Here is a 26,509-nt window from a genome sequence, read left to right on the forward strand (position 1 = left end):
TCCTCCTGCGTTGTCGAAGGGGCTGGGCATGCGGGTCTCCGCGAACACGAAGCGTACCGGTCCGGACCCCTCCGGCGCAGACACCGAGGGTGAAGGTGACCAGGTCAACACGCCATCCCGGGACTAGTATCAGGTTCCTGATACCGTGGTCGTATGCGAGTACTGGTGATCGGCGCGGGAATCGGCGGGCTCACCCTGGCGCACGCACTGCGGCACGCCGGAATCGACGTCGCGGTGTACGACCGCGACCCCGCCGCCGAGGCGACCGGTGGCTACCGGCTGCGGCTCGACGACCGGGCGTGCGACGTGCTGGCCCGGCACCTCGCCCCCGCCCGCTACCAGGCACTGCTGGCCAGTTCGGCCGGCCCGCGGTCGTACCGGCGGTTCAACGTCACCGACCACCGGCTGCGGCTGCTGTTCGCGGAGCCGCGCGAGCGCGGGTCGGACAACCTGCTCATCGGCCGGATCCCGCTGCGCCGCCTGCTGGCCGGCGGACTCGGCGACGCGGTGCGGTTCGGCACCGAGTTCACCGGGCACACCACCGGCGCCGACGGCGTCACCGCCCATTTCGCGGACGGCACCCGCGCGCGAGGTGACGTGCTCGTCGGCGCCGACGGCGTCGGCTCCCGGGTCGCCGCGGCGCTGGCCAGCAGACCGACGTCGGCCCCGGCCGGGGTGTGCGGTGTCGCCGGGCGTACCCCGCTGACCGGCACCGAGGAGGTACCCGCGCTGCTGGAGACCGGGCCGGCGCTCGCGTTCGGGCCGGGCGGCGTCGGGGTCTTCCTGACCAAGCACGACCCCGCGGCGGGCACGATCGTCGATCCGGCCGCGTGTACCGAGGTCCCGGCGATCGTCGAATCGCCCTGCGTGATCTGGGGCCTGCTGGCTCCAGACGAGGCCTACCCGGAAGGCACCCGTGGCCTCGGCGGAGCGGCGCTGATCGGCGTCGCCGACGGCCTGCTGGACGGCTGGTCCGAAACACTGCGGGCGCTCGTGCGAAGCGCGGACCCGGAATGGGCGGCCTACTTCCGGTTCCACGCCGCCGATCCGGACGGCGACCTCACCCCGTGGCCGGCCGGCCCGGTGACGGCCATCGGCGACGCCGTGCACGCCATGCCGCCCACCGGCGGGCAGGCGGCGATCACCGCGATCCGGGACGCCGACATGCTGGCGGGCGAGCTCGTCCGTGCCGCAGCGGGCGAGTCGACCGCGGCGATGGCCGTGCACCGGTACCAGCAGCGGATGGCCGGCTACGCGGCCGCGGCAGTACGGGAGTCGCTGCAGCCGCTGACCTGGACCCGTCGGCTCGCCGGCCCGGCAGGCACCCGGATCGCCCGTGTCGCGCTGCCCGCGATGGCGGGGCTGCGCCGTGTCCTCGTGGGAGCCCGCGGTGCCTGAACCCCTGTGGCCCGGCGGGGAGCCCGAGCTGCCACTGTGGGAGCTGGTCCAGACCTACCACGTCGTGGCACGCGGGTTCACCGACGTGTTCGCCACGGTCGGCCTCACCCCCACCCAGTTCGGCGTGCTCGCCTCACTCGCTGACGGTGACGACCTCAGCCAGGCCGAACTGGCCAGGGCGATCATGGTGCGCCCGCAGAGCCTGGCCGAGATCACGACGGCGCTGCTGCAGCGCGGCCTCGTGGAACGCGAGGGGCCCGGCGGCCGGGGCAGGCGGACTGGCCTGCGCATCACCCCGGCTGGCCGCGCCCTGCTGAACGAGGTGCTGCCCGCGGTCGGGGCCTTCAACTCCCCGGCGACCACCGGCCTGACCGCGCGGGAGGGCACGGAGCTGATCCGCATGCTGCGCACGCTCCGCTCCCGCCTGAGCTGAAGCCCCAGCGGCAACGGGGTCCGGCTCCCTCTCCGGTATCCCCCCGGTTCCCTCCGCGGTCGGGGCGGGACCGGACCGCGGGCAGAGGTGCTCCCCCGCCCCGCCGGGGGACGGTGAGCGCATGACCACGACCACGAACCGGCGGCCAGTGCCGCTGCTCGCCGTGACCACCGCGCTGGCCGCCCTCGGCGCAGGTGCCGTCGCCACGCTGCTGCCCGGCCTGCCCGCCGACGTCGACTACACCCGGGGCTACGCACCGGGCTGGGTCACCGGGGTGGCCGCCCTGCTCACCGTCGCGGCGGTGGTGAGCGACGCACGCCGCCTGCCCCGGCTCGTGGCGCCGCTCGGCTGGACGGCGGTCGTGTTGCTGCTGTGGTGCTCGGGCGGGGTCGTCCTCGACGGTTTCCGGGCCTTCTTCGCGGTGACCGGCATCCCGGCGGGCACGTTCGCCGTCGTCGACTGGCCGGGCATGGCCGCGCGGGCGCTCAGCCTCGCCGCGGCGGGGGCGACGGCCGCGCTGCTGCTCCCCCGCACGCCGGTGCCCGCCCGGCCGTGGCCGGCCTACCTCGCCTGCGTGCTCAGCTTCCCGTATCCGCTGGTGAAGCTGTACTGGTGGCTGGGCGGCTCGGTGGCCCGCCCCGAGCCCTACGTCGAGGGCTTCCCCGCGGGTGAGCTGGCGATCATGGTGGTGGGCGCGGCCGGGTCGCTCGCGCTGGCGCGGCCGTGGGGCAGGCGGCTGCCCCGGCTGCTCGTCCTGACCGGCGGCTGGACGGCGACCGCGGTGCTGGCGACGATGGGGGCGATGGCCGTGTTCGGCACGGTGTCGCAGGCCCTCGGCTGGATCGACGGCCCGGTCCGGTTCGACGACCCGGCCGGGGTGGTGCTGGTCGGGCTCGTGTACGGCACCTGGCTGGTGTACGGCCTGGCACTGGGCCTGGCGACGCTGCGCTGTCAGCGGGCTCCCCGGAACGCGGTCCGGTAGGCGTGCGGGCTGGTGCCGACCACCCGCTTGAACCGTTCGCGGAACGCCGTCGGCGAGCCGAACCCGACCTCGCCCGCGATCCGGTCCACCGGATACGTGGTGGCCTCCAGCAGCTCCTGCGCCCGCCGGACCCGCGTTCGCAGCAGCCACTGCAGCGGCGTCGTGCCGGTCTGCTCACGGAACCGCCGGTTGAGCGTGCGGGTGCTCATGCCTGCCTTCGCGGCGATGTCGGTCAGCGAGAGGTCGGCCGCGCAGTGATCCTCCACCCAGGCCAGCACCGGCTCCAGCACCGAGCCGGACGGCACCGGCGGCCGGTCGTGGACGATGAACTGGGCCTGGCCACCCTCCCGCTCCAGCGGCATGACCGACCGCCGCGCCGCGTCGGCGGCCACCGCGGAGCCGTGGTCCCGGCGGATCAGGTGCAGGCACAGGTCCAGCCCGGCGGCGGCACCCGCCGACGTCAGGAACTGGCCGTTGTCGACGTAGAGGACCTCCGGGTCGACCTCGATCCGGGGGTACCGCGCGGCCAGCGCGGGCGCGGCGGCCCAGTGGGTGGTCGCCCGCAGGCCGTCGAGCAGCCCGGTCTGCGCGAGGACGAACGCGCCCGAGCAGATCGACGCGATCCGGGTCCCGCCGGCGGCCGCGGCACGCAACGCGTCGAGCACCTCGTCGGCGACCGGCCCGGTCTCACTCAGTCCCGGTAGGACGATCGTGTCTGCCTCGGCAAGCATCTCCAGCCCGTGCGGCGGCCGTACGGTGAACGTCCCGGCGTCGACCTGCGGGGCAGGCCCGCAGACCACGGTGCGGTACGCGGGGCTGCCGTCGGCGAGTTCGGCGCGGCCGAACACCTCCAGCGGTGTGGACAGGTCGAACGGGATCACCCTGTCCAGCGCGAGCACGGCCACCAGGTGCATGCCGGCAGGCTACGCGCGCCGCCTCGCGTACAGCCACGCCGCGAAGGCCACCACGCCCGGTACCGCGAAGATCAACCCCAGAACCGGCAGTTCCTCGGCGACGGTGTAGCCGGCCTCGAACACCCCGACCGCCATGTTGAACAGCGCGATGGCCAGCCACACCAGCAGGAAGTCCTCCGCGGCCCGCTTCAGGCCGATCGCCCGCACCAGTGCCCCGACCGCGAGGAAGACCACGACGAGAACCAGTCCGGCGATGATGATCACGGTCGTGCGGCTCATGAATGTGTCCTCTCGACGGTGTGCCCTTCGGTGGCGACCACGGTGGTGACCACGAGCGCGGCCAGCACCACCGCCACCAGGTGAATGGGAATGGGGGTGAACGACACCGCGACCGCCAGCACGGCCGCGGCGGGGAAGCCGACGGCGAGCGGCCGGCACTCGTCCCGCGGGCCGATCTGCAGCAGCCACACGCTGAGCACGAAGATCGCCACCGGCACGGTGACCGCGAGGCCGACCGCGAACATCGGCAGCGTGGTCTTGTGCAGGTGGTGATCGACCGCCACCTCGATGCCCGAGCCGACGGCCGCGGCCGACGCGAAGATCAGGTAGTGGCCGTAGCCCCACCTGATGGCGGCGGGCAGCGACGTCAGCCGGGCGTGTCCCGGCCGGTCGAAGTACAGCCACCACATGGCGAACACGATCACCAGCCCGCACCCGGCCAGGCCGATCAGCTCGGCCAGCGCCTCGGTCTCGGCGATGCCCTCCTGCACGGCGGCCGTCGCGCCGATCACCGTCTCACCCAGCACGATGATGGTGAACAGGCCGTACCGCTCGGCGATGTGATGCGGATGCCAGGTCGTCCCGGCGGCCCGCTCGGCCCACACCGGCACCGCCAGCTCGACCAGGAACAACACGAGCACACTCGGCACCAGCAGGCTGTCCGGCAGCCACAGCCGGGCGATCCAGAGCACCTGCACCACCGTGATACCCCCGGCGTACCGCAGCGCGGTCACCCGCCGCGCCGGGTCGGACCGCGCGGCCCGCAGCCACTGCGTCACCGCGGCCAGGCGCATCAGCACGTATCCGATCACCACGACCCGGAAGTCGCCGTGGAACGCACCGGGAACGCCTGCCGCGATCACCAGGCCGCCCGCGATCTGCACCAGCACGGCCAGCCGGTAGGGCACGTCGTCGGTGTCGTAGGAGGAGGCGAACCAGGAGAACTGCAGCCACGGCCACCAGATCGCCCAGAACACGAACAGGAACCCGGCCAGGCCCTGCAGGACGTGGTTCTCGCTCAGCGCGTGGTGGAACTCGATCGCCGTGCGGCCGACCGCCACCACGAAGCACAGGTCGTACAACAGCTCCAGGCTGGTCGCGACCCGATGCGGTTCGTCACCCGGCCTCGCCCGCATCGGCCGGTACCACGACCGAATCTGCGTCATTTCCGTTTCTCCCTTCCGGCAGGGAGACGGTAATGCGTCCGCCGCGGGCCCGCCCGCCGTGGAAACGGCGGGTGACCAGCGGCTATCGACGCGGCTTGTGATCCCACCCGAATCTTGTGTTTCCCGGGCAGGCCGGCGCAGACCTAGCGTCGGGGACATGCACACGTTGAAGGACAAGACGGCAGTGGTCGCGGGCGGAGCCAAGAACCTCGGCGGGCTGATCAGCCGGTCGTTCGCCGAGGCGGGCGCCAAGGTGGTGGTGCACTACCACGGCACGGGGACGCGGGAGGCCGCAGAGGAGACCGCGGACGCCGTGCGTGCCGCGGGCGGCAGCGCGGTCACCGTCCAGGGCGACCTGACCAGGGTCGCGGAGATCCGCAGGCTGTTCGACACCGCGGTGGACGAGTTCGGTGGCGTCGACGTCGCCGTCAACACCACCGGCATGGTGCTGCGCAAGCCGATCGTCGACACCACCGAGGACGAGTACGACACCATGTTCGCGGTCAACGCCAAGGCCGCGTACTTCTTCCTCCAGGAGGCGGGCCGCAGGCTCAATGACAACGGCAGCATCATCAGCCTCGGCACCTCGCTGCTGGCCGCCTACACCGACGGCTACTCGACCTACGCGGGCGGCAAGGCGCCGCTGGAGCACTTCACCAGGGCGGCGTCCAAGGAGTTCGCCGGCCGGGGCATCTCCGTCAACACGATCGCGCCCGGCCCGATGGACACGCCGTTCTTCTACCCGCAGGAGACCCCGGAACGGGTGGAGTTCCACCGCTCGCAGGCCATGGGCAACCAGCTCACGCACATCGAGGACATCGTGCCGATCGTGCGGTTCCTGGCCACCGAGGGCTGGTGGATCACCGGGCAGACGCTGTTCGCCAACGGCGGCTACACCACCCGCTGAGGCAGGATCGTCGGCGTGGGACTGGATCTGCGCAAGCTCGACCATCTCGTCGCCGTCGTCGAAGAGGGCAGCTTCACCCGGGCCGCGGCCCGGCTGCACCTGTCGCAGCAGGCACTGAGCACGTCCATCCGCGCGCTGGAACGCGAGGTGGGCGTGCCACTGCTGGACCGGACCTCGGCAGGCGTCACTCCGCTGCCCGCGGGGCGGGCGCTGGTGGAGGACGCCAGGGTGCTGCACGGTGTGGCCCGCGCCGCGGTGCGCCGGGCCCGCCGCATCGGCCGCGGCGAGACCGAGGTGCTGCGGATCGGACACACCCCGGCGGTCACCGGCCCGGAGGTCATGGCACTGGCCCAGGCGGTGCCCGGCCTGCACACGGAGGTCCACCAGCGCTACCCCGGCCAGCTCACCGCCGAACTGCTCGGCGGTGAGCTGGACGTCGGGCTGTGCCGGGGAATCCAGCCGCCACACGGGCTGTCCCGGACCACGCTCGGCCACAGCAGGCTGTCGGTCGCGGTCGCCGCCGGGCACCGCCTGGCCGGGCGGACGCACGTCACGCTGGCGGACCTCGCCGGTGAACACCTCGTCGTGTGGGGCTCCGAGGATTCGGGCTACACGCAGTTCCTGCTCGGGCTGTGCCGCGACGCCGGGTTCGAGCCCCGCCACAGCCGCAACCCGATCCAGGGCACACCGCCGGTGACGGCGGTCGTCGGCACCGGCCACGTGGCGTTCGTGACCGATCCGCCCGGCAGCGCGCTGGACGGCCGGGTCCAGGTGCTGGAGCTGCGCCCCGCCCAGCACGCACCGGTGCATGCGCTGTGGTCGGCCAACCACACCGGCGCGATGCGCGACGCGTTCCTGTCCGGTCAGCCGGCCAGCCCGGCGGCGGCCCGCAGTGACGCGACGAACCGTTCCGGCCGGTAGCGGCCGGGGTCGGTGAGGACCAGCCGCGCGGCCATCTCGAACAGGGTGACGGCGGTGTGCGCGGCGATCTCCGGGTCGACGCCGGTGCCGCCGAACAGCCCGCGTGCCATGTCCCGGGCGCGGTCCAGTGCCTGGGCGCGGGCCGACTCCCTGGCGGCGTGGAACTCCGGCGGCATGTCGGCCATCGGCATCACGACGCAGTACCAGCGGTCGGGGGCCTCCTGGACGATCCGCAGGAAGTCGGCGAGCAGGTCGGCCGGATCGCCGAGCCCGCGGTCGGGCAGCACGTCGGCGAGCTGCTCGACGGCGGCTTCCTGCTCGCGGCGCAGCAACGCCGTGAGCAGTTCGTTCCGGCTGCGGAAGTGGCCGTAGACCACGGGTTTCGTGACGCCCGCGTGCTCGGCGACCGCGTCCATGGTCGCGGCGCCGTGACCTTGGGTGACGACCAGGCGCAGCGCGGCGTCGAGCAGCTGGGTGCGCCGCTGCTCGGCCGGCACCCGCGCGGCGTAGGGCCTGCGCTTCCTCGCGGTCGTCACGTTTCCCTCCACGGAATTGACGCTGGACAAAACTACTCTAGCGTAGGATATTACTACTGAAGGGTAGTTTTAAGGAGGCGACGTGGAACCACGACCGTGGCAGGACTACGGGTTCTTCGGCCCGGACTCCCCGGCCTGGCGAGTCTGGACGAGCCCGACCGCGCTGCTCGGCTTCCAGCGATCCGTTGTGCTGGAACACTTCGACCCGTTCCTGACCGCCGCCGTCGCGGACACCGCAGGCATCTACCGCGACCCGCTCGGCCGGCTGGACCGCACGCTGGCGTACTTCCTCACGGTCGCGGTCGCCGACGCCCGTGCCGCGGTCGAGGCGTCGGAACTGCTGCTGCGGGTACACGCCGAGGTCACCGGCATCGAGCCGATCACCGGCAGGCGGTACAGCGCCAACAACCCGGACTCGCAGCTGTGGATCCACGTGACCGGCTGGCACTCGGTGCTCAAGTGCTACGAGACCTACGGGCCCGGCCCACTGTCCGAACAGGACGAACGACGGTACTGGGCCGAGTGCGTCACCGCCGCCGAACTGCAGACCTGCCGCACCGCCGACGTCCCGCGCTCGCGGGACGAGGTGCGGGCCTACTACGCCGACGTGCGGCCGCGGCTGTGCAGTTCCGAACGTGCCCACCGGGGCATGCACTACCTGCTGCGCACCCGGGGCGGGCGGGGCAGGCGGCGGATCAGCGCCGTCAGCAGGCTGATGGCACCCGCGACCATCGCCACCCTGCCCCGCTGGATGCGCATCCTGGGCGGGTTCGACCAGCCGGCGCTGCTGGACCGGCTGGTCGTTCCGGCGGGCAGGCTCGCCGTCCGTGGCCTCACCCGCGGCGACGGCAGCGCCTACCTCGGCCTGCTCGGCGACGCCGTCCCGGCCACCCGCCGGGTGGCCGAGCAGCACCAGCGGCGCGGCCTGCCGCCGCACCCGGAGACGGTCACCCCCGCCGCGGCGAAGCGGCTGTACGGCCGCGCGCCGGCCGCCTAGGCCGTCACGCCCGCGATCTTCGCGTCGCCGAAGATGACGCTGCGGGGCATCGGCTTGCGGAGGAACTCGTGCGGGAAGCCGAGTTCCACGGCGCTGGCCTTCTCCAGGTCGGCCAGCTGGCCGTCGGTGAACCGCACGTCCAGCGCGCCCAGGTTGTCCTCCAGCTGCGCCGCCGTGCGCGCGCCGACGATCGGCGCGGTCACCGCCGGGTTGCGCAACGTCCACGCCACCGCGGCCTGTGCCGGGGTGACACCGAGCTGACCGGCCACATCGGACACGACGTCGGCGATCGCCAGCCCGCGCTCGGTGAGCGAGCCGTTGGCCACGGCGACGTCCTTGCGGGTGCCCTGGGGCGTGGTGCCGCCCTCGTGACCGAGGTCGGCGCGGCTGTACTTCCCGGTCAGCACACCGCTGCCCAGCGGCGACCAGGGGATCACGCCGAGGCCCATGTCGGCGGCCATCGGGATGAGTTCACGCTCGACGGTGCGCTCGATCAGGCTGTACTCGATCTGCAGCGCCACCAGCGGCGCCCAGCCCCGCAGGCCGGCGATCGCCTGCATGCGGGCGACCTGCCAGGCGGGCGTGTCGGAGATGCCGGCGTAGAGCACCTTGCCCGCGCGGACCAGGTCGTCCAGTGCCCGCAGCACCTCCTCGACCGGCGTGGTGCCGTCCCAGGCGTGCAGGTAGAGCAGGTCGATGTAGTCGCTGCGCAGCCTGCGCAGGCTCTCCTCCACCGAGACGACCATGCTCTTGCGGTGGTTCCCGCCCGAGTTCGGGTCGTCCGGCCGCGCGGTCATCGTGTACTTGGTGGCGAGTACCAGCCGGTCCCTGCGGCCGTCGGCGAACTCGCCGACGAGCTTCTCCGAGGTCCCGTTGGTGTAGTTGTTGGCGGTGTCGACGAAGTTGCCGCCTCGGTCGACGTAGGTGTCGAAGATGCGGCGGGCCTCGTCGCGGTCGGCGCCCCAGCCCCAGTCCCCGCCGAAGGTCATCGCACCGAGCGCCAGTGGCGACACCCGCAGGCCGGAACGGCCGAGCAGGCGGTAGGTGTCCAGCGAAGTCACAACGTCTCCTTGCTTGGTCGGATATCGCAAGGCTGGCCGGATCGGCGGGGCGCGTTCAGGGAAGACGTTTCCTAGGACTGCCGGTCCCAGGCGGCCGTAGGATCGAGGCGATGAGCACAACCGTGGACAGCGCCCAGGAGCTGGCAGCGTTCCTGCGCACGCGCAGGCAGCGGCTGGCGCCCGGCGAGGTCGGGCTGCCCGAGCACCGGCGTGCCCGCCGCACGCCCGGGCTGCGCCGCGAGGAGGTCGCCAAGCTGGCCGGGGTCAGCGTCGACTACGTGGTGCGGCTGGAGCAGGGCCGCGGCCTGCGGCCGTCGCCGGAGGTGCTGGACGCGCTGGCCGGCGCGCTGCGGCTGAGCGACGACGAGCGGCTGTACCTGTTCGACCTGGTGCGGCAGCGGCCCGCGTACCGGCCGCGCAAGGCGGACGAGGCGGGCCCGCTGGCCCAGCTGGTGCACGACCTGTCGCCGCTGCCCGCGATGGTGATGAACCACCGGCAGGACATCCTGGCCTGGAACCGCGAGATGACCGGGCTGATGCTGGACTTCGGGGAGCTGCCGGAGAGCCAGCGCAACGGCATGTGGCTGTGCATGCTGCACCCGCGGTTTCGGGAGTTCTATCTCGACCGTGAGCTGATGATCCGCGAGGGCATCGCCGACCTGCGGGCGACGTGGGCGGCGCATCCCGACGACACCGCGCTGGCCGAGCTGGTCGAGGAGCTGCGCGGCGGCAGCCCCGAGTTCGACCGGCTGTGGGCGCAGCGCGACGTGCAGGTGCGGGCCCGCGGCGACAAACGGCTTCTGCACCCGGTCGCGGGCGAGCTGACCGTCCGGTTCGAGGTGCTGGCGTCCCTGCAGGACCCGGACCAGCGGCTGATCATCTACCGGGCCGCGGACCCGGCGTCCCAGGTCGCGCTGGACGCGATCAGGAACCGAACCAGTCCAGCACCTGCCGGGCAACCTCGTCCGGCCGGTCCAGCTGCATGAAGTGACCCGCGCCGGGAATCACCCGCACCGCGGACCCGGTGGCGAGACCGGCCTCGGCGCCGGTGAAGAACTCCGGCGGGATGCACCCGTCGTCGGCACCAGCGAGGACGAGCAGCGGAATGCTCGCCGGAGCCTCGGACCGGGTGGCGTGGTGGGCCAGCGCCGGGTCGTGCAGGCCGCGGTCGAAGTTGGCCCGGTAGATCCGCAACGCGTTGCGCAGCAGCGCCGGGTCGCCGTAGAGCGCGTGCACCCGGTCGCGGTGCTCACCGGGGTCCAGGCCCGGCGACCAGGTGTCCCACAGGAAGTCGACGAGGCCGCGGTCGGCTTCGAGCACCGCCTCGGCGATGTCGGGCACCTGGAACAGCCAGAGGTAGAAGAACCGGCGCTGCTGCGCGGGATCACGCAACGCCGCGGGCAGCGTCGCGGGTGGCGGCACCGCCATGGTCACCGCGCGCCGGACCCGTTCCGGCCACACCGCCGCGACCCTGCCGACCATGCCCGCCCCGATGTCGTGCCCGATCATGTCGACGCCCGCGTCCGGGGACAGCGCCCGCGCGACGGCTTCCGCGTCGGCGGCGAGGGTGAGCCCGTCGCCGTGCGGCAGCCGGTCCGCGGTGGCCGGGTGGTGCCCGCGCAGGAACGGCGCGACGACGCGGCGCCCGGCGGCGACCAGCCGCTCGGCCAGCGGCCCGAAGGTCGCCGGATGGTCCGGAAAGCCGTGCCAGCACACGACGACGGGACCGTCGCCCGCGGCCAGCGCGGGGAAGGCGAGCCGGTCGGTCTCGATGACGATCTCCTCGAACCTCATGGCCGGAACCTATCGCCCGGCGAGCCGGTCCGGCACCCCTTCGGTGACGGGCTCGCACAGGCACGTGAAGGCCACCTTCACCACGTGAGACGTCAGGGCCCGGCGAAGTCCGGTGACCGTGGTTACGGCGCTGCTGCGAGGGGCACCTTGGTTGCGAGATTCGCAAGGATGGTGCCGTTGGTTGCGGGTGCGGGGTCTCGTTCGTGGTGATCAGCGGTGCCGTTGTGGCGGCTGGGGCGGACCCTCACGGCGTCTCGTGCCAGGGTCCCGGCAAGGTCGGGTCGCGGGCAGGCGAGTGGCTGGTCTCAAGCGTAGAACTCATGTACCGGAACGTAGAACTCGCGTGCTGGAATGCAGAACTCGCGTGCGTGAGCGCAGAACTCACCATGTGGACCGGATTCTCCCCCGGTGCCGGTCGGCCGCGTGAACGGGCAGTTCGCGCGAGTCCTCCGTTCCCGACCCGCGAGTCGACCGTTCCGGACCCGCGAGTTGCACGTTCCCGCCTGCCTGGTCCCACTGTCCGGCGCGCCAGTCCAGATCGCGAGACCAGTCCTGTCCTCGGGTGGCCGAACGGGCCGCTCGCGCGGCCCTGCCGGGCCGGAACGCGAGTCTCGTCTTCCGGAACGCGAATGACGCGCTCCGGACCACCCGACTTGCCGGGGCCCTGACGTCTCACGTAATGAAGGTGGCCTTCACGAGCCTTCGCCCGCCAGCCGGTCACCGGTCCCGCAGCAGCACCGCGCCCTTGACCCACCACGCGACACCGAACGCCAGGATCGCCGCGGATTCCAGCCACAGCACCGGTTTCATAGCGTCCAGCACGTCGTCGAACAGGACGTTCTGGAACACGATGAGCAGCAGGCACACCATCATCGCCACGCCGCAGGCGCGGTAGACCCGGTTGCGCCGCAGCTTCTGCGGCGAGGGCGCGGTGCCGTCGGACTTGGTGAACAGGAACAGGCAGAACACCGCCAGCATCACGAAGAACACCGCGGCGAACGCCAGATGCACCAGGCCGATCAGCCGCTCGGTGCCGTCGGTGGAGCCGGACGGGGTGGTGGGGAACAACGCGAGACCGATGGCGGCGACGGCTGCGACGTTGCCGCAGATGTCGTCGGTCCTGTCGTATCCCCGGTAGGAGAACAGGAACGTGCCGACCGCGCACATGCTGCCGACAAACACGCCGCCCATCACGCTGTGGTGGTAGCCGCTGATCGAGTTCAGCAACGGGCCGCCCTGCAGCAGCAGCTTGCCGACGATCAGCACCGCGGGCAGCGCCAGGCCGATCACGCCGATGGCGCGGCGCAGGAACAGGTAGGACCGCACCAGATTGTGCTGGTCAGAGGTCACCGGCTGCATCACTTCAGTGAAACAGCCCGGCGGTGACCACGGAACAACATGAACACGAATCGTGTCCGAACAATGACCCTGAGTGCGATCAGAACAGGTTGTGGCGTTCCGGAAGGTCGACGGCTCCGGTGAGGGCGAGCACCGCGACGACCGCGATCACCGCCAGCAGGACCCAGGCGACGGGATGGCCGAGGTTGAGCGTCCAGTAGACGCCGACCCTGCGGTGCACCAGCAGCGCCGGGTCCCGCCGGTTGAGGTAGACCATGCCGGCGAGCAGCCAGTGCCGGTCGTCGTCACGCTGCACCACGCCGCTGTCCTCGTCGTCCTCCCCCGGTTCGGCGGGCAGCCGGTGACCGGCCTGGCCGACCCGGCGCTCCCACACCAGGAACACCACCGCCAGCGCGGCCAGGGGCAGCACCGCGGCCACCGTGCGCGGCCAGCCGGCGGGCAGCAGCGCGGCCACCAGCGTCAGGTTGACCGCCGTCGCCAGCAGCAGCACGAGCCGGGCCACGCCACGCAGGTACACGCGGTACCGCCGGGCCGAACCACGCGGCCGCGCGGCGTCGAGGTCGGGACGGGCACGCACCAGCAGCAGGCTCAGCACCGCCGCCACCACGACCGTCCCAGCCTGGTAGAGCACCGTCCCGGCCGGGCCGCCCGCCACAGCCGTCCCGACGGCCACCAGCACACCCGGCACGAGCCATGGCCACGGCACCCGGACGGGCTCGGCGCGGAACGACGTGTCGACGGTGACGCCCTGCCGGTGCTCCCCCGCCCAGCCGCCGTCGCGCTTGGCCGCCAGCACCCGCCGGTAGGCGCGGTAGTACAGCGTGAGCCCGGCGAACAGCACCACGGCGAGCGCGCCGGCGACCACCGCGGCGTTCGCGGTCACCAGCACCAGCGGCACCGACACCACCGCGGTCAGCACACCCACCGCGACGGCCGCCCTGGTGAACGACCTGCGCGCGGCGACGACCGCCGGATCGGCCACGCGGGCGGCGGCGACCCGCACCCCGAACGGCAGAGTCGGCCGCACCATCGCCGCGGTGGCCACCCACGTGGCCGTGCCGAGGACGACGGCCGCCAGGTCGGCGAGGACCAGTCCCAGTACCGGATTCACAACGACTCCCCTTTCCCGAATGCCGCCAGCAGCTCGTCACACCGGGCCCGCACGTCGGCGGCGGTGAGACCGTGAACCGTCGCCTCGGCGAGCAGGATCCGCATCCGCCGCTGCCACTCGGCGACGAACGCCGGGTCCGGCTCACCGGAACCGGCGTCCCTGCGGATCACCGCCCCGCTCTTGCGGTTGATCCGGATGACGCCCTGCTGCCGCAGCAGGTCGTAGGCCTTGTTGACGGTGTGGAAGTTGATCCCGAAGTCGGCGGCGAGCTGCCGGGTGGACGGCAGCGCGTCGCCCTCGCGGGCCTCCCCGCGCGCGATCGCCTCCAGCACCTGATCACGGATCTGCTGGTAGATCGGCACCTCGCTGTCGAGGTCGACGGTCAGGTTCACACAGCCAGTCTATCTGCTATACAACTAATAGAACAGATGGAGGTTATCGTGAACCACCCCATACAGGCACGGAGCCTGACCAAGCGCTTCGGCGACGTGCTCGCCGTGGACGACCTGACCTTCGACGTGCCGGAAGCCACCGTCACCGGGTTCCTCGGCCCCAACGGCGCGGGCAAGACGACCACCATGCGGATGCTGCTCGGCCTGGTCACCCCCACCGCGGGGAGCGCGACGATCACCGGCCGCCGCTACGCGGACCTGGACCGGCCGGCCGACGTCGTCGGCGCGGTGCTGGACCGCGCGGGCTTCCACCCCGCCCGTTCCGCCCGCGATCACCTGAGGGTGTACGCGGCCATGGGCGGCTATCCCGCGTCCCGGGTGGACGAGGTGCTCGGCCTGGTCGCCGCCACCGGCTTCGCGGACCGGCCGGCCGGGACGCTGTCGACCGGCATGCGGCAGCGGCTGCACCTGGCCACCGCGCTGCTCGGCAGACCACGGATCCTGCTGCTCGACGAGCCGGCCAACGGCCTCGACCCGGCGGGAATCGCGTGGCTGCGCGGATTCCTGAGCGATCTGGCCCGCGACGGCCGGACGGTGCTGGTGTCCAGTCACGCCCTCGCCGAGGCCGAACGGCTGGTCGACCACGTGGTCGTCGTCAGCGCGGGCAGGCTCGTCGCCGCCGGGCCGCTCGCCACCGTTGTGCCCGCCGGTTCCAGCCTCGAGCAGACGTTCCTGACCCTCACCGGAGGCGTTCGATGATCACCGCCGAGATCCGCAGGCTGCGCACCACCCGGCTGTGGTGGTGGGTACTGGCCGCCGCCGGGACCGGGCTGTTCGTCACGGCACTGGCCGCCGTCGGCCCGGAGAACTTCGACCCACCGCTTCCCGGGCTGGATTCCGAGCAGGGCACACGGGTACTGCTCGGAATCCTCGGGTTCACCGCCGGGCTCCCGGCACTGCTCGGGTCGACGACGCTCACCTCGGAGTACCGGCACGGCACCATCACCACGACCTATCTGTACCAGCCCCGGCGCGGGCGGGTGCTGCTCGCCAAGCTGACCGCGGGCGCGTCCTTCGGCCTGGCCTACGGCCTGCTGGCGACCGCCGTCGCGGGAGCCGGGTTGTACGCCGTCGCGGGCGGGAAACTGGGCCTTCCACCGTCCACAGTGGCCGAACTGCTGCTGCGCATCACCGTAGGGATGGCCTGCTACACGGCGCTCGGCGTGGCCGTGGGCGCGTTGCTGCGCGGCCAGGTGGCGACGCTCGCCACGCTGGGTGCCTACCTGTACGTCGTCGAGCCCGCACTGCTGGTCCTGCCCGGGGCCGGGCAGGCGTACCCGTACCTGCCCGGCGGTGCCACCTCGGCGCTGACCGGGTTCGGCTTCCTCACCGAGCAGGCCGCCGCCCAGACCGGGACCACCGCCGCCACCCTGCTTCCCGCCGTGGGCGGGGCGGCCGTCCTGCTCGGCTACCTTGCCGTGGCCGCCGTGCTCGCCGCGCTGGTGACCCTGCGGCGCGACGTCACCTGACGGCGGCGGCGAACAGGAACCCCAGTGCGGCCGCGCCGACGCCGGCCAGGACCGAGACGGCCACGTTCGCGGCGGCACGACCTGCCGCGCCGCCGCGGGCGAGGGCGACGGTCTCGTGACCGAACGTCGAGTAGGTGGTCAGGGCGCCGCAGAACCCGGTGCCCGCCAGCGCGGTCACCGCGGGGTCCGCCGGGAGCCCGGCGATCAGGCCAAGCAGGAAGCTGCCCACGACGTTGACCGCCAGCGTCCCCCACGGGAACGCAGGGCCGAGGCGGGCCCGCAGCACGCGGTCGGTGAGGTAGCGCAGCGGCGCGCCGACCGCGGCGCCGCCGGCGACCAGCAGCACGGTCGTCACCGGCCCGCCAGCTTCCTGGTCGCCGCGCCGCCCGCCCACACCGCGAGCACGGCGGCGACGACCGTGCCCGCCAGGTACGCCAGTGCCGTCACCGGCGCGCCGGCCCGCGCCGTGGCCACCACGTCGACGGCGTAGGCGGAGAACGTCGTGTAGCCGCCGAGCACTCCGGTCCCGAGGAACGGCCGCAGGAACCGGCCGCCCGCGAACACCATGAGCCCGCCGATGAGCAGGCACCCCGACACGTTGGTCACCAGCGTGCCCCAGGGGAATCCGCCCGGCCGGTACGGCCACGCGGCCGCGAGGCCGTACCGCGCCAGTGCGCCGCACACGCCGCCGGCCGAGACGACGGCGACGACCGGCCAGTCCTGCCGGGTCACCGCTCCGGCGTGTCCTTGCGGTGGCCACGCAGCGAACCCGGGTGTGCCTTGGCCGACGGGTCGCGCCTGGTCTTGACCAGGCTGGCCACCGTGACCACGGCGAGCACACCGATGATCACCCCGAGGCTGACCGGCGTGGGGATCTCCGGCACGCGCGGGTCGATGTCGACGTGGGCCCAGTGCAGCATCAGTTTGACGCCGATGAACGCCAGGATCAGCGCGAGCCCGGTGGACAGGTACACCAGCCGGTCCAGCAGGCCCTTCACCAGGAAGAACAGCGCCCGCAGGCCGAGCAGCGCGAACGCGTTGGCGGTGAACACGATGTAGGGCTCCTCGGTGACGCCGAAGACCGCCGGGATCGAGTCCAGCGCGAACAGCAGGTCGACCCCGCCGATGGCGACCAGCACCACGAACAGCGGCGTGACGACGCGGCGGCCGTCCACCCGTGCCACGAGCTTCCCGCCGACGTACTGGTCGGTGGTGGGCAGCACCCGCCGCGCCGCCCGGACCACGACGTTGTTCTCCACCTCGGGGTCCTCGTTGCGGTGGCGGAACAGCTGGATCGCCGTGAACACCAGCAGCAGGCCGAACAGCAGGAACATGAACGAGAACAACGTCAGCAGCGTGGCGCCGACCGCGATGAAGATCGCCCGCATGATCAGCGCGAGCACGATCCCGAACGTCAGCACCTTGTGCTGGTGTTCCTCGGGCACCACGAACGTCGTCATGATGATCACGAAGACGAACAGGTTGTCGACCGAGAGGCTCTTCTCGACGATGTAGCCCGCGAAGTACTCGGTGCCGAACTCGCCGCCGTACTGGAGCATGAACCACACGCCGAACGCGACGGCCACGACGATGTAGAACACCGACCACGCGGTCGCCTCGCCGAATCCGACCCGGTGCGGCCGCACCGCGGCCAGGATCAGGTCCACCGCCAGCAGGGCGATCACGAGACCGACCGTCACCACCCAGGTGAGCACGCTGATGTCGAGCATGGCTCCACCCTACGGAGGCCGGGCGGCTACGCCATCCGGGCCACCGGATGCGGCGACCAGCTCCGCCACCTCGGCGCGGGCGCCCTCCGCGAACGCGGCCACGAAGTGCTCCTCACCGAGCGCGGCACGGGTCCGCTCGCCGATGCGCTCGACGTCGAGGCGTTCCCCGGCAGGCAGCGGCGCGCCGACGCCGCGGCGCAGGGCGTCGGCCGCGCCCAGCAGGCGGGCGGCCCGCTCGGCCGAGCCCAGCGCCGACCACGCACCGGCCAGCCCCTCCAGCGCCAGCGCCACCGTGCGCGGGCCGCCGCCGCTCGCCAGCGCGGTCTCGTACCCGGCGCGGTGCAGCTCCAGCGCCCGCTCGCCGTCGCCACGCAGCTCGGCGATGAACCCGAGTTCGGCCAGCGGCGTCAGCGCGGTGAACGCCGCGTCGCCTGCCAGCCACGGAACGAGCAGCTTCTCGGCGGCGTCCAGGTCGCCGCGGCGCCGCTCGACGAGCGCCAGCCCGAACTCCGCGTAGCCGACCAGCGTCGTGTTGCCCTGCTCCTGCGCCATCCGGCGGGCCCGCAGGTGCAGCCGCTCGGCGCCGTCGAAGTCGCCGGTGAGCATGGTGACCCGGCCAAGCCCGGACAGCTTCCCGGCGATCTCCGGCCACAGGGCGAGGTCCTCCGCGATCCGCAGGGCCGTCGCGTGCCACTGGACGGCCCGCTCGTAGTCGCCGGTCACCTCGGCGACACCGGCCAGGGTGTCCAGCGTCTGCAGCCTGCCCCACCGGTCGCCCAGCTCGACGAACAGTTCCTCGGCACGCCGGGCACCACGCCTGGCTTCGGCGAGGTCGTCCCGCACGGCGGCGTAGGACGCCTCGGTCGCCAGCACGGCAGCGCATCCCCAGGCGTCACCGCTCTCCCGGAACGCCCGCAGCGCGGTACGCAACCTGCCCGTCGCCTGCCGGATGTCGCCGAAACCCCACTGGGTGAACGCGAGAAACCACCGGGCCCGCGCCTGCCGGACGGTTTCACCGTCCAAAGCGGACAGATCGTCGTCGACGCCCGGCACGTCCTCCCCACGGGACCACCGGATGAGCCCGGCCCGCCAGATGCGCACCGCCGCCCGCGACGCCGCGTCGCCGCCCGGCAGGGCCAGCACGGTGTCCGCCGCGGCGATCGCCTCCTCCGGCCTGCCCCGCAGGAACCAGTACCAGGCCAGGGCGTCCACCAGGCGAAGTCCGTCGTCCGCATCCTCCACAGTGGACAGTGCGGCCCGCAGGTTGGCCGACTCGGCGTCCAGCCGCTCCAGCCAGAACCGCTGTTCGCGGCAGCGCAGCTGGGGTTCGGCCAGCTCCGCCAGCTCCAGGTAATGGGCCAGATGCGCGCGCCGCACGGCGTCCCGCTCGCCGGACTCGGCCAGCCGCTCCCCCGCGTAGGCCGCGACCGACTCCAGCATCCGGTACCGGCCGGACGCCGTACGGATCACCAGCGACCGGTCGACCAGCCTGGTCAGCGCGTCCAGCACGTCGGCGTCGGCACCGGCACACACGGCCTCGGCCGCGTCCAGCGAGCAGTCCCCGGCGAAGACGGCCAGCCGCCGCAGCACCGCGCGTTCGTCGCCGGTGAGCAGCTCCCAGCTCCAGTCGATCATCGCCCGCAACGTCCGCTGCCGGGACGGGGCGTCCCTGCGCCGCCCGGCCAGCACGGCGAACCGGTCGTCCAGCCGCTGGGCGAGCCCGGCGGTGCCGAGTCCGCGGACGCGGGCGGCGGCCAGTTCCAGCGCCAGCGGGATTCCGTCCAGCCGGTCGCAGATGGCCCGCGCGGTCGGCTCGTCGAGGACGAACCCGGGGTCGGCGGCGGCCGCGCGGGTGGCGAACAGGTGCAGCGCCGCGTCCGGCGACAGCGGCTCCACCGCGTGCAGCGCCTCGCCGCCGACGTCGAGTGGTTCCCTGCTGGTGGCCAGCACCCGCAGCCCGGGAGCGGCGGCCAGCAGGCGGGCGACCACCGTCGCGGCCGCGGCGATCACGTGTTCGCAGTTGTCCAGCACCAGCACACCGCGAACCGTCCGCACGGCGACGGCGAGCTGGTCGAGCAGTTCCTGCGCCTGGCCGGGGGTTCCGGTCGTCGCGGCACTGCGCATGTCGAACGCCCGGCAGACGGCCTCGGCGACGGCCACCCCGCCGGCGTCCGGCGGCAGTGCGTCCAGCTCGACGAACCGTACGCCCTCCAGCTCGTGTGCCACGGCCAGCGCCAGCCGCGTCTTGCCCACCCCGCCGATGCCGACGAGGGTGACCAGCCTGCCGCACTCCAGCAGCTCGTGGATCCGCCGGGTGTCGGCGTCCCGCCCGACCAGTTCGGTGGCCGGCACCGGCAGCGGACGCCGCGCGGGTGGCCGCGCCTCGGCGGGACGCAGGGTGTGCCGCAGTACCGCGCCGTGCAGTTCGACGAGTTCCGGGCCGGGGTCGGTGCCCAGCTCGTCCCGCAACCGGGTCCGCAGCTCGTCGAACACGGCCAGCGCCTCGTTCGGCCGCCCGGCCAGGTACAGCGCACGCATCTGGGCGGCCCGCAGGCGTTCCCGCAGCGGGTGCTCGGCGGCCACCTGCGTCAGCTCCGCGGCGAGCAGCACGTGCTCGCCGAGGTCCAGCAGTGCCTCGGCACGTTCCTCGACGGCGAGCAGCCACTGGTCGCGCAGCCCGGCGGCGACCGGCTGCACGGCGAGCGAGTCGGCGACCTCGGCGAAGGCCGGGCCCCGCCACAGCTCCAGGGCGTCGTCGAGAAGCGCGGCACGGGCAGCGGCGTCGGGTTCGGCCCGTGCCCGGTCCAGCAATGCGGCGAACCGGCCCGAGTCGACCGCGGTGGCCGGCACGGCGAGCCGGTACCCGGGCGGGTCGGAGACGACCAGCTCGCGGCCGCCCGGCTCGGCGTCGTCGAGCACGCGGCGCAGCTGGGACACCTTCGCCTGCAACGCGGCCCTCGGGTCGGCGGGGGCCCGGTCGCCCCACAGCCGGTCGATCAGCTGATCGGCGGACACGATCCGGCCCACGTCCAGCAGCAGGTGCGCGAGCAGCGCGCGGACCTTCAGCTCGGGAACCCGCACCGGTTCGCCGCGGTCGGTCAGCACCTGAACGGCACCCAGCACCCCGAATCGCACGACCCGAAGCTACCCGAAGCGAACCCGAACCGGATCCGAAGTGGCCGGTCGCAGGGTGGGGTCAGAGGAAAGGAGACGCCATGAACGAGGACCCGCTGCGGCTCGTGGTGATCATCGGCAGCACCCGTGCCGGCCGGTTCTGCCCCACCGTCGCCGAATGGTTCGCCGGGCAGGCCAGGGCCCGCACCGACTTCAAGACCGACGTGATCGACCTCGCCGAGGCCTGGCTGCCCGACGTGCTGCCCGCCGACGACGCCGGCGAGCAGCCCGGCCCGGTGCGGGAACTGTCGCCGTGGCTGGCCGAGGCGGACGCGTTCGTCGTGGTCACCCCGGAGTACAACCACAGCTTCCCAGCCGCGCTGAAGAACGCGATCGACTGGTTCTACGACGAGTGGCAGGCCAAGCCCGTCGGGTACGTCAGCTACGGCGGCATCGCGGGCGGGCTGCGCGCGGTGGAGCATCTGCGGGGTGTGTTCAACGAGCTGCACGCCGTCTCGGTGCGGACCAGCGTGACGTTCCCGAACTTCCACGAGCGGTTCGGCGAGGACGGCCGGCCCAAGGATCGCGAACGCTACGAACGGTCCGCCACCGGCCTGCTCGACGAGCTGTCCTGGTGGGGCGACGCACTGCGCAGGCAGCGGGCGCGGCGGCCGTACCGGGCGGGAGCGGACGAATGACGGAGACGGTCCCGCGCGCGGGCGCCCGTGAATGGTGCGGCCTGGCGCTGCTGACCCTGCCGCTGCTGGTGCTGGCCTTCGACGTCAGCGTGCTGTACCTGGCCGCGCCGCAGCTCGCCGCCGACCTGGCGCCCAGCGCCACGCAGCAGCTGTGGATCCTGGACATCTACGGGTTCCTGATCGCCGGGTTCCTGCTCACCATGGGCTCGCTCGGCGACCGGATCGGACGGCGCAGGCTGCTGCTCATCGGCGGCGGGGCGTTCGCGGCCGCGTCGGTGCTGGCGGCGTTCGCGCCGACCGCGGAGCTGCTCATCGCCGCGCGTGCGGTGCTCGGGGTCGCCGGTGCCACGCTGATGCCGTCCACGCTCGCGTTGATCAGCACCATGTTCCGCGACCCGCGGCAGCGCTCGTTCGCCATCGCGGTGTGGATGACGACGTTCTCCGCCGGTGTCGCGGTCGGGCCGGTCATCGGCGGCCTGGTGCTGCAGCACTTCTGGTGGGGCGCGGTGTTCCTGCTCGGCGTCCCGGTGATGCTGCTGCTGATCGCGCTGGGCCCGGTACTGCTGCCCGAGCACGTCGAACCCGGGGCTCGCGGCAAGATCGACCTGGTCAGCGTCGCGCTGTCGCTGGCGACGATGCTGTCGCTGGTCTACGGCATCAAGGAGACCGTGGCGCACAGCCCCGGGGTCCTGCCCACAGTGGCGGTCGTCGCCGGGCTGGGTCTCGGGGTGGTGTTCGTGCGGCGGCAGCGGCGGATGAGCGACCCGATGCTGGACATCTCGCTGTTCACCCGCAGGCCGTTCGTGTCGGCCGTGTCGCTGATGTTGCTCGGGACGGTGGCCGTCAACGGCCTGTTCTACCTCGTGCCGCAGTATCTGCAGCTGATCAGGGGCTCGACGGCGCTGGAGGCCGGGCTGTGGATGGTGCCGATCGCCGTGGTCTCGGTGTTCGCGTCGCTGCTGGCGCCGAAGCTGGCCCGGCTGCTCGGACCTCGCCTGTTCCTCAGCGCGAGCGGGCTGCTGGCCGTCGCCGCCTGCGTGGCGGTGGCCACGACCGACCTGACCACGGCACTGCCGGTCGTGCTCGCACTGGTCGGCGCCGCGGTGTTCGGGGTCGCCCCGGTCGGGGTGCTGGGTACCGATCTGGTGGTCAGCTCGGTGCCCTCCGCGCGGGCAGGCTCGGCGTCGGCGGTGTCGGAGACGGCGGGCGAGCTGGGCGTCGGGGTCGGCGTCGCCACCGTCGGCAGCCTGGTCACCGCGGTGTACGCCGCCGGGCTGGCCGACCGCATGCCCGCCGGGGTGCCCGCGGAGGCCGCGTCCGCGGCGGGCGAGGGGGTCGCGGCCGCGATGTCGGCGGCGGGCACGCTGCCGCCGGGGACGGCCGGTCAGCTGGTGGAGGCGGCCAAGGGCGCGTTCACCGACGGGTTCGCGGCCGCCGGGCTGTTCAGCGCGGGGGTGGCGGCGGTGATCGTCGTGCTGGTGCTGGTCACCGCTCGGGGACGGTGACCTCGCGCCCGTCGACGAACAGCCGTCCACCGGGGGCCATGGCCGCGGCGATGCGGGCCATGGCCTTCCGGCCCGCATCGGGGTGCCGTCCGTCGAGGGCGCCGACCCGGGCGGCGAACACGATGTCGAACGGCTCCTCGCCGGGCTCCAGCCGGAAGTCCTCGGCGCTGGACTGCCGCACGCTCAGCCGTCCGGCCGCGATCTCGGCCGCGCACGCCCGCCGTGCCTGCGCGACCGCGGTCGCGGAGCGGTCGATCGCCAGGATGTGCCCGTCCACCAGCCGGGCGGCGACCGCCCGCGCCGCGGCACCCGGGCCGCAGCCGATCTCCAGGACACGCGAACGCGGCGTCAGCGGCAGCGCGTCCACGACCGCCGCCAGCCGGGGCGAGAGCGACATCGTCGCAGCCTACGCCGGGGCCGCACGCAGGCGGGCGAGTTCGGCCGCGGTGTTGCCACGGAGGCGCTCGACGAAACGCAGCACCACCGCCAGCTCGTCGCCGGTGAAGTCGGCGAGGTCGTCGAGGGTGCAGGCGGCCAGCCCGGCGTAGAAGGCCTGGACTCGGGCCAGCCCGCCGGCGGTGGGCTCGACCAGCGACTGCCGCCGGTCGCCGGGGTCGCGGACCCGCCGGACACAGCCTGCCGCCTCCAGCCGGTCGATCATGCGGGTCACCGATCCCGACGTCAGCCCGACGCGCCCGGCCAGCACGGCCGCGGTGGCCGGGCCGTGCCGGTTGAGCGCGTGCAGGCAGTCCATGTCGCTGAGCGTGACCCCCATCCGCTTGGCGACCTCGGCGTTGAGCTGGGTGGTGTCGTGTCCCCAGTCCGGCAGTGCGGCCAGCACCCGCTCGGCCTCCTCACGAGCACCCATCGTCCTCCTCCGTTCGCTTGCCTCGCACACGCTACCCACGTAACCTGCGTCGCGCAATTACTGCGTGACGCAGCTATTTTGAGGAGAGCTAATGCGTGTCCTGCTGTCGACGATCGGCTCCCGCGGCGAACTCCAGCCCGTGGCCGCGCTGGCCTCCCGGCTGCGGGCGCTCGGCCACGACGTGCTGGTGTGTGCTCCGCCCAACTTCCGCGCCTGGCTGGCCGGCATGGGCATCCCCGCGATACCGCTCGGGCCGTCGATCCGGCCGGCGCCGGGCACCCCGCCCCGGTGGGATCTGTCCACACCGGACGGGCGGCGGCACGCCGCCGAGGACGCCGTCGCCACCCAGTTCGCCACGCTGCCCGGCGCCGCCGAGGACCGCGACATCCTGCTCGGCTGCGGACTCGTCCAGGTCGCGGCTCACTCGGTGGCCGAACTGCTGGGTATCGGCTACGTCCACGCGGAGTTCTGCCCGGCCAGCCTGCCCTCGCCACACCACCCGCCGGCGCCGTGGCCGGGCTGGCCACGGGACGAGACCGGAACCAACGCGCGACGGTGGGCGGCGGACGCCCAGCGATGGAACGACGTCTGGGGCCCGGCACTCAACGACCACCGCGCCAGCCTCGGCCTGCCCGCCGTCGACGATGTGCGCGGCCACGTGCTCACCGGCCGGCCCTGGCTGGCCGCCGATCCCACGCTGAGCCCGTGGCCCGGCGACACTCCGGTGTTCCAGACCGGCGCGTGGACCCTGCCCGACGACCGCCCGCTACCGGCCGGCCTGGCCACCTTCCTCGACGCCGGGGACCCACCCGTCTACTTCGGACTGGGCAGTTACGCGGGTCCGGGCGGCGAGGTCAGCAGGGCGATGGTCACCGCGGCACGCGCGCTGGGCCGCCGGTCGGTCATCTCCAGTGGCTGGGCCGAACTGCCGCTGCCAGACGACGGGGACGACTGCTTCCTCGTCGGCGAGGCCAACCACCAGGCGCTGTTTCGCCGGGTCGCCGCCGTCGTGCACCACGGCGGCGCGGGCACCACCACCACGGCGGCCCGCGCGGGGGCCACTCAGGTCGTGATTCCCCAGCAGTACGACCAGTTCTACTGGGCCGAGCGGGTGAACCAGCTCGGGATCGGGGCCGCGCACCGGCCGGGCACGCCCACCGCGGAATCCCTGACCGACACGCTCACGTTCGCGCTGGAACCGGACGTGGCCGGACGCGCGCGTGCCGTCGCCACCGCGATGGGTGACGACGGCACGCGGACGGCGGCCTCAGGCCTGCTGGATCACTTCACCTCGGCGGGCCGCTGACGGCCCTGGATGAACAGGGTGCTGGCGAACGCCGCGACACCGATGCAGCCGGCGACGACGAACGCGAACCGCAGCCCGTCGGCGTCCGGGGCCGCGGCGTGGCCCGCACCCGCGGCGGCGATGGTGACGAACAACGCCGTGCCGAGCGCACCGGTGACCTGCTGCAGGGTTCCCAGGATGGCGCTGCCGTGCGAGTACAGCCGCTCCGGCAGCCCACCCAGCGCCGAGGTCATCAGCGGGGTCATCATCAGGCCGAGCCCGATCATGAACAGGACGTGGTAGGCGATGACCACGACCAGCGGCGTGCCCGGCCCGAGGGTCGCGAACAGCCACAGCCCGGTCGCCATCGCCGCCGCGCCCGGGATCACCAGGGTGCGGGCACCGAGGCGGTCGTACAACGCGCCGACGGGACGGCCCAGCAGCCCGAGCACCAGACCGCCGGGCAGCACCACCAGGCCGCTGACGAACGTGCTGGTCTGCAGCACGGTCTGCAGGTACAGCGGCAGCATGACCGCGCCCACCCCGATCAGGCACATGAACAGCAGGCCGGACAGCACCAGCGACACGACGAAGCTGCGGTAGGTGAACGGGCGCAGGTCGAGCAGTGCCCCGTCCCGGCGCTGCAGCCGCAGCTGCCGGGTGATGAACACCGCCAGCGCGACGACACCGGCCGTGATCGGCACCCACGGCGCCACCGGTCCCTGCACCTCACCGCTGATCGACAGCCCGTAGAGCAGGCCACCGAACCCGATCGCCGACAGCACGACGGACACCAGGTCCAGCGGCACCTGCCGGGTCTCGCTGTCCAGGCGCAGCAACCGGAGCCCGGTCACCAGCGCGCCGACGGCCAGCGGCAGCACGAGCCAGAACATCCAGCGCCAGTCCAGCGACGACAGCACCGCGCCGCCGATGGTCGGCCCGACGGCGGGGGCCACGGCGATGACGATGGTGATGGTTCCCATCGTGGCGCCCCGCTTCTCCTCCGGCACCAGCCGCATCACCGTGGTCATCACCAGCGGCAGCATGACCGCCGTACCGCAGGCCTGGACGACCCGGCCCGCCATCAGCAGCCCGAAGCCGGGCGCGACCGCGCCCATCAGCGTGCCCGCGCTGAACGCCACCAGCGACGCGACGAACACCTGACGCGGCGTGAAGCGTTCGAGCAGGAACCCGGTGGTCGGGATCACGACCGCCATGGTCAGCAGGAACCCGCTGGTCAGCCACTGCACGGTGGTGGTGGGAACGGCGAGGTCGATCGACAGGTCGCGCAGGGCGACGCTGAGGATCGTCTCGTTGAGGATCATCACGAACGCGGAGAGGACCAGCACGCCGATCACCAGGGTGGGGCGTGTGGTCCCGCGACTCTCGTCCGCGGGCGTGACTGTCTGTGTCTCGGTCATCAAACTGAAGCTCCTGGTCTGCCTGCACACCCGCCGGGGAGAGTGGCGCGGCATGTTCTGAGTCCTCCGCCGCTCCCCCGAAGCGACTGGTCCGGTCGCGGCTCGTGAC

28 protein-coding genes are annotated in these 26,509 nt (G+C 73.0%); 12 read left to right on the forward strand and 16 right to left on the reverse strand.

The window, feature by feature from the left end; translation table 11 throughout:
• The first annotated feature begins 153 nt into the window (after positions 1–153).
• The 3 genes from EWH70_RS15160 to EWH70_RS15170 all read left to right on the forward strand — a co-directional run bounded on the left by EWH70_RS15160 (position 154) and on the right by EWH70_RS15170 (position 2,813).
• The gene (locus EWH70_RS15160) at positions 154–1,398 is read left to right on the forward strand and encodes an FAD-dependent oxidoreductase (RefSeq protein ID WP_130476031.1); all 1,245 of its coding nucleotides are present in this window, start codon (positions 154–156) and stop codon (positions 1,396–1,398) included.
• A complete protein-coding gene (locus EWH70_RS15165) occupies positions 1,391–1,831 on the forward strand; it encodes a MarR family winged helix-turn-helix transcriptional regulator (RefSeq protein ID WP_165436283.1) in 441 nt (146 codons plus the stop codon). Before EWH70_RS15160 ends, EWH70_RS15165 begins: the two co-directional genes overlap by 8 nt.
• A gap of 121 nt (positions 1,832–1,952) precedes the next feature.
• Positions 1,953–2,813, forward strand: coding sequence for a hypothetical protein (locus EWH70_RS15170; protein WP_130476033.1), 861 nt, complete (start codon positions 1,953–1,955; stop codon positions 2,811–2,813).
• On the opposite strand, the gene EWH70_RS15175 is transcribed toward EWH70_RS15170, so the two are convergent.
• The 3 genes from EWH70_RS15175 to EWH70_RS15185 are packed head-to-tail and all read right to left on the reverse strand — an operon-like array spanning position 2,783 to position 5,172.
• Positions 2,783–3,727 carry a GlxA family transcriptional regulator gene (locus EWH70_RS15175; protein ID WP_130476034.1) on the reverse strand — a complete coding sequence of 315 codons (945 nt, stop codon included), beginning with the start codon at positions 3,725–3,727 and terminating at the stop codon, positions 2,783–2,785. The two genes, EWH70_RS15170 and EWH70_RS15175, sit on opposite strands and share 31 nt — an antisense overlap.
• A gap of 9 nt (positions 3,728–3,736) precedes the next feature.
• Positions 3,737–4,006 carry a hypothetical protein gene (locus EWH70_RS15180; RefSeq protein ID WP_130476035.1) on the reverse strand — a complete coding sequence of 90 codons (270 nt, stop codon included), beginning with the start codon at positions 4,004–4,006 and terminating at the stop codon, positions 3,737–3,739.
• On the reverse strand, positions 4,003–5,172 hold the full coding sequence (locus EWH70_RS15185) for a low temperature requirement protein A (RefSeq protein WP_130476036.1): 1,170 nt from the start codon (positions 5,170–5,172) through the stop codon (positions 4,003–4,005). The genes EWH70_RS15180 and EWH70_RS15185 overlap by 4 nt, the downstream gene beginning before the upstream one ends.
• A gap of 157 nt (positions 5,173–5,329) precedes the next feature.
• Between EWH70_RS15185 and EWH70_RS15190 the strand changes: the two genes are divergently transcribed.
• Entirely contained in the window at positions 5,330–6,079 is a 750-nt protein-coding gene (locus EWH70_RS15190) for an SDR family oxidoreductase (protein ID WP_130476037.1), read from the forward strand.
• A 15-nt stretch (positions 6,080–6,094) separates the two neighbouring features.
• Complete coding sequence (locus EWH70_RS15195) at positions 6,095–7,000, forward strand: LysR family transcriptional regulator (RefSeq protein WP_130476038.1); 906 nt, start codon at positions 6,095–6,097, stop codon at positions 6,998–7,000.
• On the opposite strand, the gene EWH70_RS15200 is transcribed toward EWH70_RS15195, so the two are convergent.
• On the reverse strand, positions 6,943–7,536 hold the full coding sequence (locus EWH70_RS15200) for a TetR/AcrR family transcriptional regulator (RefSeq protein WP_130476039.1): 594 nt from the start codon (positions 7,534–7,536) through the stop codon (positions 6,943–6,945). The genes EWH70_RS15195 and EWH70_RS15200 overlap by 58 nt on opposite strands.
• Before the next feature lie 82 nt (positions 7,537–7,618).
• Between EWH70_RS15200 and EWH70_RS15205 the strand changes: the two genes are divergently transcribed.
• Positions 7,619–8,533: an oxygenase MpaB family protein gene (locus EWH70_RS15205; protein ID WP_130476040.1), complete on the forward strand. Its 915-nt coding sequence runs from the start codon at positions 7,619–7,621 to the stop codon at positions 8,531–8,533.
• Here EWH70_RS15205 and EWH70_RS15210 read toward each other — a convergent pair.
• Positions 8,530–9,594 (reverse strand): aldo/keto reductase, encoded by a 1,065-nt coding sequence (locus EWH70_RS15210; protein WP_240686998.1) that lies wholly within the window; start codon positions 9,592–9,594, stop codon positions 8,530–8,532. The genes EWH70_RS15205 and EWH70_RS15210 overlap by 4 nt on opposite strands.
• A 110-nt stretch (positions 9,595–9,704) precedes the next feature.
• Between EWH70_RS15210 and EWH70_RS15215 the strand changes: the two genes are divergently transcribed.
• Entirely contained in the window at positions 9,705–10,580 is an 876-nt protein-coding gene (locus tag EWH70_RS15215) for a helix-turn-helix domain-containing protein (RefSeq protein ID WP_130476041.1), read from the forward strand.
• Here EWH70_RS15215 and EWH70_RS15220 read toward each other — a convergent pair.
• The 4 genes from EWH70_RS15220 to EWH70_RS15235 form a co-directional block, all read right to left on the reverse strand.
• A complete protein-coding gene (locus EWH70_RS15220) occupies positions 10,519–11,388 on the reverse strand; it encodes an alpha/beta fold hydrolase (RefSeq protein WP_130476042.1) in 870 nt (289 codons plus the stop codon). The genes EWH70_RS15215 and EWH70_RS15220 overlap by 62 nt on opposite strands.
• A gap of 717 nt (positions 11,389–12,105) precedes the next feature.
• Positions 12,106–12,747 (reverse strand): DUF998 domain-containing protein, encoded by a 642-nt coding sequence (locus EWH70_RS15225; RefSeq protein WP_130476043.1) that lies wholly within the window; start codon positions 12,745–12,747, stop codon positions 12,106–12,108.
• Between the two features lie 79 nt (positions 12,748–12,826).
• Positions 12,827–13,858: a DUF1648 domain-containing protein gene (locus EWH70_RS15230; RefSeq protein WP_130476044.1), complete on the reverse strand. Its 1,032-nt coding sequence runs from the start codon at positions 13,856–13,858 to the stop codon at positions 12,827–12,829.
• Entirely contained in the window at positions 13,855–14,250 is a 396-nt protein-coding gene (locus tag EWH70_RS15235) for a GntR family transcriptional regulator (protein WP_130476045.1), read from the reverse strand. Before EWH70_RS15235 ends, EWH70_RS15230 begins: the two co-directional genes overlap by 4 nt.
• A 48-nt stretch (positions 14,251–14,298) precedes the next feature.
• Here EWH70_RS15235 and EWH70_RS15240 point away from each other — a divergent pair, with 48 nt between their 5' ends.
• A complete protein-coding gene (locus EWH70_RS15240; RefSeq protein WP_420809063.1) occupies positions 14,299–15,009 on the forward strand; it encodes an ABC transporter ATP-binding protein in 711 nt (236 codons plus the stop codon).
• Entirely contained in the window at positions 15,006–15,779 is a 774-nt protein-coding gene (locus EWH70_RS15245; protein WP_130476047.1) for an ABC transporter permease, read from the forward strand. The genes EWH70_RS15240 and EWH70_RS15245 overlap by 4 nt, the downstream gene beginning before the upstream one ends.
• Here the strand turns inward: EWH70_RS15245 and EWH70_RS15250 are convergent.
• Genes EWH70_RS15250 through EWH70_RS15265 form a run of 4 tightly spaced genes read right to left on the reverse strand, consistent with a single transcriptional unit; the run spans position 15,772 to position 20,644 of the window.
• Positions 15,772–16,134, reverse strand: coding sequence for a fluoride efflux transporter FluC (locus EWH70_RS15250; protein ID WP_130476048.1), 363 nt, complete (start codon positions 16,132–16,134; stop codon positions 15,772–15,774). The two genes, EWH70_RS15245 and EWH70_RS15250, sit on opposite strands and share 8 nt — an antisense overlap.
• Positions 16,131–16,511 (reverse strand): FluC/FEX family fluoride channel, encoded by a 381-nt coding sequence (locus EWH70_RS15255; protein ID WP_130476049.1) that lies wholly within the window; start codon positions 16,509–16,511, stop codon positions 16,131–16,133. The genes EWH70_RS15250 and EWH70_RS15255 overlap by 4 nt, the downstream gene beginning before the upstream one ends.
• A complete protein-coding gene (locus EWH70_RS15260) occupies positions 16,508–17,509 on the reverse strand; it encodes a TerC family protein (RefSeq protein ID WP_130476050.1) in 1,002 nt (333 codons plus the stop codon). The genes EWH70_RS15255 and EWH70_RS15260 overlap by 4 nt, the downstream gene beginning before the upstream one ends.
• Positions 17,510–17,518: 9 nt before the next feature.
• Positions 17,519–20,644 carry an AfsR/SARP family transcriptional regulator gene (locus tag EWH70_RS15265; RefSeq protein ID WP_130476051.1) on the reverse strand — a complete coding sequence of 1,042 codons (3,126 nt, stop codon included), beginning with the start codon at positions 20,642–20,644 and terminating at the stop codon, positions 17,519–17,521.
• A gap of 80 nt (positions 20,645–20,724) precedes the next feature.
• Between EWH70_RS15265 and EWH70_RS15270 the strand changes: the two genes are divergently transcribed.
• Together EWH70_RS15270 and EWH70_RS15275 are read left to right on the forward strand one after the other, a co-directional pair.
• The gene (locus tag EWH70_RS15270; protein WP_130476052.1) at positions 20,725–21,321 is read left to right on the forward strand and encodes an NADPH-dependent FMN reductase; all 597 of its coding nucleotides are present in this window, start codon (positions 20,725–20,727) and stop codon (positions 21,319–21,321) included.
• Entirely contained in the window at positions 21,318–22,826 is a 1,509-nt protein-coding gene (locus tag EWH70_RS15275) for an MFS transporter (protein ID WP_130476053.1), read from the forward strand. The genes EWH70_RS15270 and EWH70_RS15275 overlap by 4 nt, the downstream gene beginning before the upstream one ends.
• On the opposite strand, the gene EWH70_RS15280 is transcribed toward EWH70_RS15275, so the two are convergent.
• Both EWH70_RS15280 and EWH70_RS15285 read right to left on the reverse strand, forming a co-directional pair.
• Complete coding sequence (locus EWH70_RS15280; protein ID WP_130476054.1) at positions 22,807–23,223, reverse strand: SAM-dependent methyltransferase; 417 nt, start codon at positions 23,221–23,223, stop codon at positions 22,807–22,809. The two genes, EWH70_RS15275 and EWH70_RS15280, sit on opposite strands and share 20 nt — an antisense overlap.
• Before the next feature lie 9 nt (positions 23,224–23,232).
• Positions 23,233–23,694 (reverse strand): MarR family winged helix-turn-helix transcriptional regulator, encoded by a 462-nt coding sequence (locus EWH70_RS15285; protein WP_130476055.1) that lies wholly within the window; start codon positions 23,692–23,694, stop codon positions 23,233–23,235.
• Positions 23,695–23,785: 91 nt separating this feature from the next.
• On the opposite strand from EWH70_RS15285, the gene EWH70_RS15290 reads away from it, so the two are divergent.
• Entirely contained in the window at positions 23,786–25,000 is a 1,215-nt protein-coding gene (locus tag EWH70_RS15290; protein ID WP_130476056.1) for a glycosyltransferase, read from the forward strand.
• Here the strand turns inward: EWH70_RS15290 and EWH70_RS15295 are convergent.
• Complete coding sequence (locus EWH70_RS15295; RefSeq protein WP_130476057.1) at positions 24,976–26,400, reverse strand: DHA2 family efflux MFS transporter permease subunit; 1,425 nt, start codon at positions 26,398–26,400, stop codon at positions 24,976–24,978. The genes EWH70_RS15290 and EWH70_RS15295 overlap by 25 nt on opposite strands.
• Positions 26,401–26,509 lie beyond the last annotated feature (109 nt).

Source organism: Amycolatopsis suaedae, from assembly GCF_004214935.1.
GTDB lineage: Bacteria > Actinomycetota > Actinomycetes > Mycobacteriales > Pseudonocardiaceae > Amycolatopsis > Amycolatopsis suaedae.

Excerpts from the sequence above, each read along its gene's own strand:
- EWH70_RS15160 (WP_130476031.1), top strand. The coding sequence starts at position 154 with ATGCGAGTACTGGTGATCGGCGCGGGAATCGGCGGGCTCACCCTGGCG.
- EWH70_RS15170 (WP_130476033.1), top strand. The coding sequence starts at position 1,953 with ATGACCACGACCACGAACCGGCGGCCAGTGCCGCTGCTCGCCGTGACC.
- EWH70_RS15175 (WP_130476034.1), bottom strand. The coding sequence starts at position 3,727 with ATGCACCTGGTGGCCGTGCTCGCGCTGGACAGGGTGATCCCGTTCGAC.
- EWH70_RS15180 (WP_130476035.1), bottom strand. The coding sequence starts at position 4,006 with ATGAGCCGCACGACCGTGATCATCATCGCCGGACTGGTTCTCGTCGTG.
- EWH70_RS15185 (WP_130476036.1), bottom strand. The coding sequence starts at position 5,172 with ATGACGCAGATTCGGTCGTGGTACCGGCCGATGCGGGCGAGGCCGGGT.
- EWH70_RS15190 (WP_130476037.1), top strand. The coding sequence starts at position 5,330 with ATGCACACGTTGAAGGACAAGACGGCAGTGGTCGCGGGCGGAGCCAAG.
- EWH70_RS15215 (WP_130476041.1), top strand. The coding sequence starts at position 9,705 with ATGAGCACAACCGTGGACAGCGCCCAGGAGCTGGCAGCGTTCCTGCGC.
- EWH70_RS15220 (WP_130476042.1), bottom strand. The coding sequence starts at position 11,388 with ATGAGGTTCGAGGAGATCGTCATCGAGACCGACCGGCTCGCCTTCCCC.
- EWH70_RS15225 (WP_130476043.1), bottom strand. The coding sequence starts at position 12,747 with ATGCAGCCGGTGACCTCTGACCAGCACAATCTGGTGCGGTCCTACCTG.
- EWH70_RS15245 (WP_130476047.1), top strand. The coding sequence starts at position 15,006 with ATGATCACCGCCGAGATCCGCAGGCTGCGCACCACCCGGCTGTGGTGG.
- EWH70_RS15260 (WP_130476050.1), bottom strand. The coding sequence starts at position 17,509 with ATGCTCGACATCAGCGTGCTCACCTGGGTGGTGACGGTCGGTCTCGTG.
- EWH70_RS15270 (WP_130476052.1), top strand. The coding sequence starts at position 20,725 with ATGAACGAGGACCCGCTGCGGCTCGTGGTGATCATCGGCAGCACCCGT.
- EWH70_RS15275 (WP_130476053.1), top strand. The coding sequence starts at position 21,318 with ATGACGGAGACGGTCCCGCGCGCGGGCGCCCGTGAATGGTGCGGCCTG.
- EWH70_RS15280 (WP_130476054.1), bottom strand. The coding sequence starts at position 23,223 with ATGTCGCTCTCGCCCCGGCTGGCGGCGGTCGTGGACGCGCTGCCGCTG.
- EWH70_RS15285 (WP_130476055.1), bottom strand. The coding sequence starts at position 23,694 with ATGGGTGCTCGTGAGGAGGCCGAGCGGGTGCTGGCCGCACTGCCGGAC.
- EWH70_RS15290 (WP_130476056.1), top strand. The coding sequence starts at position 23,786 with ATGCGTGTCCTGCTGTCGACGATCGGCTCCCGCGGCGAACTCCAGCCC.
- EWH70_RS15295 (WP_130476057.1), bottom strand. The coding sequence starts at position 26,400 with ATGACCGAGACACAGACAGTCACGCCCGCGGACGAGAGTCGCGGGACC.